The sequence below is a fragment of the Limosilactobacillus urinaemulieris genome (assembly GCF_014838745.1).
Taxonomy (GTDB): domain Bacteria; phylum Bacillota; class Bacilli; order Lactobacillales; family Lactobacillaceae; genus Limosilactobacillus; species Limosilactobacillus urinaemulieris.
Genome location: NZ_JABUXR010000016.1, coordinates 1 through 11,463 on the forward strand (window position 1 = coordinate 1; position 11,463 = coordinate 11,463).

Here is an 11,463-nt window from a genome sequence, read left to right on the forward strand (position 1 = left end):
AGATCGCCGGGAGGCTGTCCATATTTAGTATTAATTTTAAGAAAAGGAAGAACCGCTCAGAATTTCAAATGAAATTCCGAACGGTTCTCTTAATTTAAAGGACTTATGTCACAGCCCCTTCTTACTATTCCTAGTTTCTTCCTAATTTTCCTTAGCTCCATAATCAAGAATTAGCTCCCATAACTTTTCTTTGGCAGGGGAAAGGATCTCATTACGGCGCGCGACTAGTGAAAGATGAAATACTGGTTGTTGCGGATCAACCAAGGCTAAATTAACCAGTCGATCGTTAGGAGTAATCGCCAATTCGGTTAAAAATGAAATCCCTAAATTCTCGGCTACCAGATTCTTGATAATATGGATATCATTCGTTCGGTAAATAACTTTAGGACGTATATGTGCGAGCCGACACATTTTACGAAAGGCTTTTTCATGAATAAAATCGGTATCTGGCAAAATAAAGGACTGGCCCTTAAGATCAGCAAATTGTAAATTCTGCTTCTCTGCCAATTGATGATCCCGACTCATAATTATGTGGAATGGATACTGGGCAAACTCCTTAACCGACAGTTCTGGTTGTTGAAGAGGACTAGCAGACCCCAAAAGCGCCATATCCAATTCTCCTCGCAGTAACATCTGGAGCAAATTCTCCGATCCTTCTTCGGTAACCTCCAACTTATCAATTAAATTAGACCGAAGTAACCGCGGAGTAAGCGGTGGAAAGTAGTAATTACCAATAATTGGTGGCAAGCCAAAGCGGATCTTATTTAACTTAGCATGTTCGATTTCACGGCGTGCAATTGCTAATTCGCGGAGAATTGCTCGAACATGTTGAGCATATTGCTGACCGATCTTAGTAACGGTTATCTGATGATGGACGTGATCACGAATAAAAAAGGTTGTCCCGTACTCCTCTTCTAACCGGTTAATTGCCATTGTAATTGTTGGTTGACTAACCTGAAAATGATCGGCAACTACCGAAAAATTTTTATCTTTAACAAGTTCAATAAAATATTCTAAATCCCTAATTTTCATTTTTGCCCTCAAGAATGGATTGTTGCCTTTAGTGTATCAATTTTATTTATAGGATAGCACAGATTTGACTATACGCTAATCCACTTCATATCATTGCACTATCAATAATAAATTAAAGGAGATCCTTTACAATGACAGACGCAATGTCAATTCTCAATAATCCCTTTAAAAACAAGGGAACTGCATTTACATTAGATGAACGAAAGAAGTTAGGACTAGTTGGAACTTTACCCCCTCGAGTAAAGACAATTGAAGAACAAGAAACTGATACCTATGCCCTCTACCAAAGCAAAACTTCCCGAATTGAAAAGCGTCACTTTTTAATGGAAGTGTTCAATGCTAACCGAACACTTTTCTTCTACTTAATGAAAAAGCACATTACCGAAATGATGCCAATTGTTTATGATCCGGTCATCGCTGAAGCAATTGAAAAGTATAACGAACGGTACCTCCGTCCCCAAGATGCTGTTTACCTCTCCGTTAAGCATCCTGAAGACATTAAACAAAGTCTCCAAAATGTTAGTGCTGATCGGGACATTCGCTTAATTGTTGTTACCGATTCTCAAGGGATCTTAGGGATTGGTGATTGGGGTGTTGACGGTGTTGACATTGCTGTCGGTAAGTTGATGGTTTATACTGCCGCCGCTGGGGTTGATCCTTCCCAAGTTCTACCAATTTCAATTGATGCGGGAACCGATAACGAAACCCTGCTCAACGATCCAAATTACCTTGGGGAACGGCACCACCGGATTACTGGTCAAGAATACTTTGACTTCATTGACCAGTTCGTTGAAACAGTTGAAAAACTATACCCAAAGAGCTTGCTGCATTTTGAAGACTTTGGTCGGGGAACAGCAGCCAGAATTCTGGATAAGTACCATGACAAGATTTTAACCTTCAACGATGATATTCAGGGAACTGGAATCATTGCCTTAGCAGGTGTTCTTGGTGCATTGAACATTTCTAAAGAAAAATTAGCTGACCAAAAGTTCTTAACATTCGGTGCCGGAAGTGCCGGGATGGGGATTGCCAAGATGCTGTTTGATGAACTAGTTCGTCAGGGGATGGATCCGGCTGAAGCCAAGAAGCACTTCTACCTCGTTGATAAGCAAGGATTATTGTTTAACGATACTGAAGGACTTACGCCAAAGCAAAAGCCATTCACCCGGAAGCGGAGTGAATTTAAGAATGCTGATGAATTAACTAACTTGTCCGCAGTGGTGAAGGCAATTCACCTGACTGTCATGATTGGGACCTCTACTCAACCAGGAACCTTCACTGAAGAGATTGTCAAAGAAATGGCAGCCCATACCGAACGCCCAATCATCTTCCCACTCTCAAACCCTACTAAGTTAGCAGAAGCTAAAGCAGCGGACTTATTGAAGTGGACTAATGGTCGCGCATTGGTTGCCACTGGGATCCCGGTTGATGATATTGAATACAACGGAACTACTTATAACATTGGTCAAGCAAATAATGCCTTGATCTATCCCGGAGTTGGTTTTGGTGCGATTGCAACAGAAGCAAGCCAAATCAATAATACTATGCTTGCAGCGGCAGCTCACTCACTTGTTGGTCTAGTTGATCCAGACAAACCTGGTGCCGCAGTTCTTCCACCAGTTAGAGACATGGCGAAGTTCTCCAAGACGGTTGCCATTGCGGTTGCCCAATCTGCCATTGACCAAGGACTCTCTTCAGCGATAAACGCTCAAGAAGCGGTCGAAAAAATGACTTGGGAAGCAAAATATTAACATTATTGACGACGATCAAGTAAAGTTACTTGGTCGCCTTTTTCTTGAGGAACCACTATAATGGTAAGTAACTATTTTAAGGAGTGTGACCAATTGTGAGTTTTGAAATTGATAATTCCACAATTAATTATTTTCACGAAGATTATGATCAACGGAAAGAATCCGCTGTCCTAGAAAATGCTGTTACCAAAAATGGAGTTAATGCTGCAAGCTTCAACTGGCACTCAATTGCTGATAACGCACCCCACTTTTCAATTGATTTAAAAACTGGTGATGTTGCAGACCAAAAGCAATCAGGACGTTGCTGGATGTTTGCCGCTCTGAACACGATGCGTCATGACATGCAACATAAGTTTAACTTACCTGATAACTTTGAACTTTCTCAATCCTACCAATTCTTCTGGGATAAGTTCGAAAAGGCTAACTACTTCTACGAAAATGTGATTAAGACCGCTAAGTTACCAACTGACGATCGCAAAGTAGCTTGGTTAATGGCTGCCCCACAATCTGACGGGGGTCAATGGGATATGCTCTGCGCCCTCATTGAAAAATATGGGGTCATGCCTAAATCAGCAATGCCGGAATCATTTAACTCTAATCGTTCTAACGGAATTAATAACCTCTTAAACAATAAGTTGCGTCATGATGCCGTGATCTTACGAAAGATGGTTAATGATGAACAAGCTAGCAAAAATGACCTCAATATTAAGCGGAAAGAAATGTTAAATGACGTTTACCGGATGCTTGCATATGCTTTTGGTGAACCAGCAAGTCACTTTGACTTTGAATACCGGACAAAGAAGGATAACGAATTTCACCGGGATGAAAACATTACCCCACAAGAATTTTTCAAGAAGTATGTCGGTTGGAACCTTGAAGACTATATTTCTATTATCCAGGCTCCAACTGCTGATAAGGAATACTACAAAACCTATACGATTGATATGTTAGGTAATGTTGTCGGTGGTCGGCAAATTAAGCACTTAAACCTACCAATGGACGAATTTAAGAAGCTTGCAATCGACCAACTTAAGGCTGGCGAAAGTGTTTGGTTCGGTTCTGACGTTGTTAAATATTCTGAAACCAAGCTTGGAATCATGGCCCTCAACACTTACGACTACGCTAAGTTGTTTGACACTGACCTAGAAATGACAAAGGCCCAAGCGCTGGACTATGGTCAAAGCATGATGGATCACGCAATGGTTCTCACGGGTGTCGATCTGGTCAACGATCGGCCAACCAAGTGGAAGGTCGAAAATTCCTGGGGACCAAAAGTTGGTACCAAGGGTTACTTTGTCATGAGTGACGACTGGATGGACAAATACTGCTACCAAATTGTCGTTAACAAGATGTACCTTAGCGACAAACTCAAGCAAGCTCAAGCTCAAAAACCAATCGTCCTCAAGCCCTGGGATCCAATGGGAACGTTGGCATAGGAAAGAGAGTGTGAGCAGGTAAAGAAGGCCCGTAAGACAACAATTTCTCCCGACTGGATGCTGAAAGCATCTGGGAGGGAGTTTGTTGCCTATAGGGGCTTCCCTGCGAACACGTTTTGACTCTGTTGCAGTAGCAATTTAGCTTGAGGAAGGTCACGACGAGCAGATCTCGGCTATGTTGTCCAGAATTGTTATCTTGAGGGAGCTTAGGCTGAACACGTTTTGACTCTGTTGCAGTAGAACGCCCCAAATCAATCAAAATCCCCCTAGTATTCAGGTAATTTCCTGAGTATTAGGGGGATTTCTCATTTTATATCATTATTATCTAGTCTTTCTTAAGCTGATGTTCTAGGCATTATAGTCGAGAGCTGCTCGCCGTGACCTTCCTCGAGCTGATGTTCTACTTCCACATAGTCTAGATCTGTTCGCCAGAAACTTGTTAGAGATAACGTTCTACTGTGACTGAGTCTAGATCTGCTCGCCCTAACCTTCCTCGAGCTAACGACCTCCACCTCCGACGGCAAAACGCCGTTCGGTGGAGAAATCGTTAGCCACCGGAAGGTTTTAACGGGCTCACACTCTTATTCCGTAACATCCTCCCCGAAGTATTTTTGGGAGAGTTTCTTGACGGTGCCGTCTTTTTGAAGCTTCTTGAGAGCATCATTGTAAGAAGATTGGATTGCTGAATCTTTCTTATTAAAGAGTGCCGAGATTTTTGTTGGTTTAACTTCACTAGAAACGTCGATCATCTTCAATCCCTTGGTGCTGTTCTTCTTACTGTAAGCATACCAAGCTTCACGGGAATTAACTGTTCCTTCAGCCCGACCTTGTTTTACCATTGCTAAGGAATTGCTAAACTCACCATTAGGAACAAGGGTCCCGTGATACTTCTTCACAACATCGGCATTGTTGGTTCCTGTACCAGCAACGATCTTCTTGCCGCTGATTTGTTTCAAATTCTTAATTTTACTATCTTTAGGAACAATTAAAACGTACCGTGACTTGATATATGGGGTCGAGAAATTGTACTTCTTTGCTCGCTCTGGAGTTTGTGTAATATTATTTATTACTACGTCATACTTTCCAGAACCTAATCCCGCTACTAAAGAATCCCACTTACTCGGGACAAACTTTGCCTTTAGTCCCATTTCCTTGGCCACTGCTTTTCCTAGGTCTACTTCAAAACCAGTCAGCTTATTGTTCTTCCGGTATGAATAAGGGGAGTAAGTTCCTTCAAGACCAATCGTCAACTCACCTTTTTGTTTTAATTCTGAATTCACTTGTGATGACGCAGCGTGAATGCTACTAATTCCAGCGGTTGTTCCGACCGTAACTGCTGCTAACGTTACTAATACCTTTTTCCAAATCTTCATTTTATCTTTCTCCTTCTACTTTAAATTTTCCATGGTCATTGAAGCAATAAAGTTCCTAATCCGCTCATTCGGATTTTCCGCAGAAAAGAATTTTTCTGGTACCCCGTCGTAAATGATTTCGCCATTTTCTACAAAAACAATCTTGTCAGCAATTTGTTTAGCAAACGCCATGTTGTGAGTTACAAGAACCATTGACTGTTTCTCCCGTGCCAGCTGTAAAAGAACTTTTAACACACTCAATTCTAATTCCGGATCAAGCGCTGAAGTTGGTTCATCCAGAAGAACATACCGTGGTTTCATTGCCAGTGCTCGAGCGATTGCTACCCGTTGCGCCTGTCCACCAGATAATTCACTAGGATAAACTTCGCCATAATCAGCCATTCCCACTTTTGTCAACACTTCTCTAGCTAACTCATTAGCATGTTGACGGCCCATTTTCAGAACCTGGGTAGGACCTTCAGTAACGTTGTTAAGAACTGTCTTATGGGGGAATAAATTATAATTCTGAAAGACCATCCCCGTTTCTCGCCGGATTGCTAACTTCTCCTTATTGCTAACGGGCTGTCGAAAGTCAATCTGATGACCGTTAAAGTCATACTGACCACTCTCAGGCATAACGAGAAGGTTTAGCGACCGTAAAATTGTCGACTTTCCCGAACCAGACGGCCCAACAAGAACCGTAATCTGACCTGCAGGAAATTCTAATGTAATATCTTTCAAGACATGTTTGTTACCGTAAGTTTTATTAATTTGGGTTAATTTCATCAATTTTCACCTACTTAACTAATTTCAAGCTGACTGCCCAGCCGTTTTTCAAGATAGTGCTGGAGAACAGAAAGAACCGTTGTAAATACTGCATAGATTAACGCAACTAACGTGTACATTAATAATGGTTGGTAATTAGCTGCTGCAATTTGTTGACTAACCTCAAACATTTCCATGATTGTAATCGAAGCAGCTAACGAAGTATCCTTCACTAAGCTAATGAAGCTGTTTGAAAGTGGTGGCAAGGCAACCCGAAGAGCTTGGGGAATAATAATCCGCCACAAAATTTGCAGGCGGGTCATCCCAATTGCCGCCCCAGCTTCCCACTGGCCGCGATCAACAGAGCTAATTGCTGCCCGAATAGTTTCCGAAGCATATGCTCCAGTATTAAGCGAAAAGGTAATGATCCCCGCTGTAAATGGTTCAAGCTTAATTCCATGGGGTAATATTCCACGAATCCTTAAATATGGCAGTCCAAAGAAAACAATAAATAATTGGACTAATAGTGGTGTCGACCGGAAAAGCCAAACGTAAAATTGAACAAACCACTTGAGAATCATAAATGGTCCTCGTTGGTGTGACAGCCGAATCAATGCAGCTATCAAAGCAATGATTAAACCAAAGAAAAATGAAATTAACGCTAACGGGATTGTATATTTAAATCCCGCTGCTAGAAGTTGCGGTAACGATGTCCTGATAATTTCCCACATGGTTCCTTAATCCTTTCCTAGTTAATTTAATTGATCTAACGCTTGTTTTAAGTCGGCAATAATGTCCTCAGGATCTTCAATTCCCACAGATAGCCGAATTAATTCATCCTTAATCCCATTTTTTAGCCTAATTTCTCGCGGAATCGAACCGTGAGTCATTACTGCTGGGACCTCAATCAAGCTCTCAATTCCGCCAAGACTTTCTGCCAGGTCAATCAATTGAAGACTTTCAACAAACTTCTTGGCATCAAGGCCAGCCTTTAATTCAAAGCTAATCATTGCCCCAAAGTTTTTCATTTGCTTTGCTGCAACTAAATGTCCTGGGAAATCGGCTAATCCTGGATAATAAATCTTTGCAATTCGTGAATCCTGTTGTAAAAAGTCAACTACCGTAGCGGCATTTTCTTGGTGAACTCGCATTCGGGCGCCAAGAGTTTTGATCCCCCGTTGTAATAGCCAACTGTCATCTGGGCCTAAAGTACTACCAATTGAGTTCTGCAAAAAGGCTAACTGCTCAGCGATTTGTTGATCCTTCGTTACCGCTAACCCAGCAACCACATCACTATGGCCGCCAAGGTACTTGGTTGCGGAATGCACAACGATATCTGCCCCCAAGGTTAATGGCTGTTGATTGTAAGGTGTAGCAAATGTATTATCAACAATTGTTCTTACACCATGTCTCTTGGCAATCTTTGCAATTGCTTCAATATCGGCAATTTGAAGGAGCGGATTAGTTGGTGTTTCAAAGTAAATGGCAACCGTATTATCTTGAATGGCATTTTCTACTGCGTTCAAATCTTGCATGTCAACGACCGTAAATTCGAAGCCGAACCGCTTCAGAACTTTATTGATCAACCGGAATGTTCCGCCATAGACATCACTCCCAACAACAAAGTGATCACCTTGGGAGTAAAGTGAAAAGACAGCGTGAATCGCAGCCGAACCGGATGAAAAGGCAAAGCCAGCAACCCCATGTTCTAATTCAGCAATTAGCTTTTCTAAAGATGCCCGGGTTGGGTTTCCCGTGCGTGAATATTCCCACTTAGGATTGCCACCCAGTTGATGCTGATGAAACGTTGACGAGCGATAGATTGGTGTTGATACGGCACCAGTTGTTTGGTCTTCACTATTACCACCGTGAATTAATTGAGTATTGAAGTTCATAAAATATTTTTCCTTTCTTAAACGCAATGATTATTTCGAATAAATGATCCAAAAAAGGCGCAACTTCAAGTTAAGCTTGAAATTGCGCCTTATGTACTTACCCCGACAATATTAGCAGGCCAAATTAACTTTGGGTACGCCAAAACGTGGGTCGCATAAGACGCGATCCACAGCAACATACAACTGCATTAACAAATTGAATGTTTTTCATGACGTGTTCCTCCTAATAAAGTATGGATAAAATATAACTTATTTATAGTAAGTTGTCAACAAAAAAATTAAAGTAATGGATCATAACGAACTGAATCAGGATTTTGCGTATCGTTAAGGTATTGCTTAAACAATGGTAATTTAAACCGTACCCGACCGTTACCTGCCGGTGTAATTAGGTCCTGCTGAATCATTCGCCGCCGGTATTGGTTAACATAGTTTTGCTGTTGCTTAGCTGACTTGTCATAATTCATCAACGAAGCAATTTCGGTAGTTGACATATTGTTTGCAACGCCCTGTAAATATTTTCGGTCATTAGTCGAAAGATTATCAAAAATAATGTCATAGCTTTGGGTAAACAAGTCTTCTATGTAAAGTTGCTTAATTACCGCAAAAGTATGCTGATTCGGATCTTGGTGGCTAATGTTAGTGGCGTTCCATAATTTGTATCCCAGGAGTTGAAAGGCAAATGAGTAGCTACCGGTTAATTGGGCCATTTGATGACTAAGCAATGGTGAAAAACTAAGGTGCTTTTGGTATTCATTTTCAATTCGGTTAACATCTAACATCGTTGTTTGAATGTGACGTGCCCGCTTAAGAAAAGTTAACGTCTGCTCGTGCTCAATCTCATAAATCATCTGTGGTAGGCCATCAGCAACCAAGTAAAAGTTCAAATTGTGTCTTTTAAGGTTTTGCAATAGCTGAACAAACTCACGAGTATTCTCCTTATGGTTAAACTCATCAATGAAAATGACTACCTTTTTGTTGAGTTTAGTTAGCATTGCCATAAAATTCTCAATGTCCTGAGTAGTATAGTCCTCGTTTGTTTTATTAAAACTTAAACTAAAGCCCATAGTTGAGATTGTCGAAATGTGATCTAGTAATGAATGAACCTTAAAAATATCCCTCAGTTCCCAGCCAAATGCTTGAAACATATGTTGATTATTATCAATCTCCAAAATGTAAGTATCATCAAGCTGACTAACCTGCTGCTCAATTTTAGTTAATAGTGCTGTCTTTCCCGATCCACGAAGGCCAGTAATGAAAATTACCCGATTTGGATCACCATATTTGATGGCTTCCGCAACTGCCTGTGGGCTTTCAAAATCACTTTGATAATTTGGTAGCATAATGTTTGGTGGTGTTCCGAAACTAGGATCAAACGGATTTCTTGGTAAATTTTCCAATCGCTCCACCTTCTTTTTACATTCTTTTACATTTTCACGCAAACGATAATAAATAAAAATAGCACCCGACCTGCTCAGTCAAGTACTATCACAATTATCATAGTAGCTTTTTCTCTAAAATATAATCACTGGTAATAGATTTAACTTTTTAACATAACCTATTAATTATTAAAGTTTCAGCTTCTTATCCAAGAATGCCAGCACATGATCATAGATCGCTTGGCTCCAGAAATCACGCTCATGGTTGGCATTAGTAACCCGGTAAGCTTCGACCTCAGCGCCAACAGACGTGAGTTTTTTATCCATTTCTTCCATTTGATGATAAGGAACAACTTTATCTGCATCCCCATGAAAAAGCTGGAATGGCGGATACTGTTTACCTTCAACCACCCGGTAAAGAGGGCTCATTTCATGCATGATTTCTGGCCACTTCTTTTTATCCATCCCAAATAGGCAGTATTTCAGAATGTCATTCCCCGGAACCTTATCGGTATACTTAAACGTCTCCTCAACGTCCATTGGAGCGAAACAAGAAACCACCGCCGAAACAGCATCTGACTGATCATCATAATCAGCCGTCTTATACTTCGGATCGTCTCCCGTAAGGCCAACTAACATGGCGGCATTAGCTCCTGAAGATGTTCCCCAGATTGCCACCCGTTCTGGATCAATTGCGTACTTCTTGGCATTTGCCCGTAAAAAGCGGATCGCTGTTTTGACGTCATCAAGGAACGCGGGAAACGGATGTCCATCTAAAGAATTACGGTGTTGCACCGTTGCAACTATATAGCCGTTCTTTACAAACTGGACTAATTGAGGAATCTTTTCCCCGAACGTTGGTAATCGCCATGAACTCCCCTGAACAAACACAATCAGTGGTCGGGGCTCAGTAGTGTATTCTTGAGGGTAACGCTGTGTCCATGGGGTTAGCACTTCAAGTTTTAATGCTTGACCATCTGCTGCGGCATAGACGACATTTTCAATTAAGCGAACTTGACCACTAAGGGTCGGGTTATTCTTAATCTCATGAATTGCCATTCTCTTCACCATCCATTGTAATAAAAGTTTTCTTAGTAATATTTAATGCTGGATCAAACTCATACAGGATCGGCTTCCCATTCGGAACTTCCACTTGGTCGATTTGATCATCAGGAATTTGATCAAGGTACTTAATTAATGCCCGTAACGAGCTCCCATGAGCAACAATTAACTGATTTTTACCATCCATTAATCGTGGCGCAATCTGGTCTTCCCAGTATGGTAACAACCGTTTTTGGGTCATTGCTAGGCTTTCACTGTACGGCATCTTGACGCCAAGGCGATCATACCGCCGCTCGTGTTGCCGGTGTTTCAATTTTGGCGGAACTTCACTGTATCCCCGGCGCCACCGATGCAACTGTTCTGCACCAACTTCTTCCTTGACCTTGGCTTTATTTAAACCGCTAAGAGCACCATAATGACGTTCATTTAGTCGCCAGGTTTTATAAACCGGAATGTAAAGCTGATCAATTCTTTCCAGAATAATGTTCATTGTTTTGATTGCTCGTGACATATAAGAAGTATGGGCATCATCAAATTGAATCCCCATTCTTGCCAATTCATCACCAACCATCTGTCCCTGTTCAATTCCCTTTTCGGTTAGCGGAACATCTGTCCATCCTGTGAAAATATTGTCGCGATTGGCCTGACTTTGGCCATGACGAACTATTACTAACTTTGCCATTCTTAGCCACTCCTTTGCCTCTATCTATGATACAGCAATTGTGTACAATTGAACAGGATTGGGCAATGGCATTTTAATCTCAAAAGAAAATAAGGGAAAGTGCCCCTTCAGC

General features: G+C 41.4%; 10 protein-coding genes. 2 read left to right on the forward strand and 8 right to left on the reverse strand.

Translation table 11 applies throughout. The features are described from left to right. Positions 1-141 precede the first annotated feature (141 nt). Positions 142-1,032, reverse strand: coding sequence for a LysR family transcriptional regulator (locus tag HUK45_RS07570; RefSeq protein ID WP_191911824.1), 891 nt, complete (start codon positions 1,030-1,032; stop codon positions 142-144). Positions 1,033-1,163: 131 nt separating this feature from the next. Here HUK45_RS07570 and HUK45_RS07575 point away from each other — a divergent pair, with 131 nt between their 5' ends. Then, on the forward strand, positions 1,164-2,783 hold the full coding sequence (locus HUK45_RS07575; RefSeq protein WP_191911825.1) for a malolactic enzyme: 1,620 nt from the start codon (positions 1,164-1,166) through the stop codon (positions 2,781-2,783). A 95-nt stretch (positions 2,784-2,878) separates the two neighbouring features. Beyond that, the gene (locus HUK45_RS07580; protein WP_191911826.1) at positions 2,879-4,219 is read left to right on the forward strand and encodes a C1 family peptidase; all 1,341 of its coding nucleotides are present in this window, start codon (positions 2,879-2,881) and stop codon (positions 4,217-4,219) included. Between the two features lie 581 nt (positions 4,220-4,800). On the opposite strand, the gene HUK45_RS07585 is transcribed toward HUK45_RS07580, so the two are convergent. From HUK45_RS07585 to HUK45_RS07615, 7 genes are all read right to left on the reverse strand, one after another. Continuing rightward, positions 4,801-5,592, reverse strand: a complete 792-nt coding sequence (locus HUK45_RS07585; protein ID WP_191911827.1) for a transporter substrate-binding domain-containing protein — start codon at positions 5,590-5,592, stop codon at positions 4,801-4,803. Between the two features lie 15 nt (positions 5,593-5,607). Then, entirely contained in the window at positions 5,608-6,357 is a 750-nt protein-coding gene (locus tag HUK45_RS07590; RefSeq protein ID WP_191911828.1) for an amino acid ABC transporter ATP-binding protein, read from the reverse strand. 14 nt (positions 6,358-6,371) lie between these two features. Beyond that, positions 6,372-7,067 carry an amino acid ABC transporter permease gene (locus HUK45_RS07595; RefSeq protein WP_191911829.1) on the reverse strand — a complete coding sequence of 232 codons (696 nt, stop codon included), beginning with the start codon at positions 7,065-7,067 and terminating at the stop codon, positions 6,372-6,374. Between the two features lie 21 nt (positions 7,068-7,088). After that, positions 7,089-8,231: a trans-sulfuration enzyme family protein gene (locus tag HUK45_RS07600; protein WP_191911830.1), complete on the reverse strand. Its 1,143-nt coding sequence runs from the start codon at positions 8,229-8,231 to the stop codon at positions 7,089-7,091. Positions 8,232-8,509: 278 nt separating this feature from the next. Further along, positions 8,510-9,628 carry an ATP-binding protein gene (locus tag HUK45_RS07605; protein WP_191911831.1) on the reverse strand — a complete coding sequence of 373 codons (1,119 nt, stop codon included), beginning with the start codon at positions 9,626-9,628 and terminating at the stop codon, positions 8,510-8,512. 168 nt (positions 9,629-9,796) lie between these two features. After that, the gene (locus HUK45_RS07610) at positions 9,797-10,666 is read right to left on the reverse strand and encodes an alpha/beta hydrolase (protein ID WP_191911832.1); all 870 of its coding nucleotides are present in this window, start codon (positions 10,664-10,666) and stop codon (positions 9,797-9,799) included. After that, a complete protein-coding gene (locus tag HUK45_RS07615) occupies positions 10,653-11,351 on the reverse strand; it encodes a 2,3-bisphosphoglycerate-dependent phosphoglycerate mutase (protein ID WP_191337246.1) in 699 nt (232 codons plus the stop codon). The genes HUK45_RS07610 and HUK45_RS07615 overlap by 14 nt, the downstream gene beginning before the upstream one ends. Positions 11,352-11,463: the final 112 nt, after the last annotated feature.

Bases quoted from the DNA above. Each gene is read 5' to 3' on its own strand.
- HUK45_RS07595 (WP_191911829.1), bottom strand. From the start codon at position 7,067: ATGTGGGAAATTATCAGGACATCGTTACCGCAACTTCTAGCAGCGGGA.
- HUK45_RS07575 (WP_191911825.1), top strand. From the start codon at position 1,164: ATGACAGACGCAATGTCAATTCTCAATAATCCCTTTAAAAACAAGGGA.
- HUK45_RS07590 (WP_191911828.1), bottom strand. From the start codon at position 6,357: ATGAAATTAACCCAAATTAATAAAACTTACGGTAACAAACATGTCTTG.
- HUK45_RS07600 (WP_191911830.1), bottom strand. From the start codon at position 8,231: ATGAACTTCAATACTCAATTAATTCACGGTGGTAATAGTGAAGACCAA.
- HUK45_RS07585 (WP_191911827.1), bottom strand. From the start codon at position 5,592: ATGAAGATTTGGAAAAAGGTATTAGTAACGTTAGCAGCAGTTACGGTC.
- HUK45_RS07570 (WP_191911824.1), bottom strand. From the start codon at position 1,032: ATGAAAATTAGGGATTTAGAATATTTTATTGAACTTGTTAAAGATAAA.
- HUK45_RS07610 (WP_191911832.1), bottom strand. From the start codon at position 10,666: ATGGCAATTCATGAGATTAAGAATAACCCGACCCTTAGTGGTCAAGTT.
- HUK45_RS07615 (WP_191337246.1), bottom strand. From the start codon at position 11,351: ATGGCAAAGTTAGTAATAGTTCGTCATGGCCAAAGTCAGGCCAATCGC.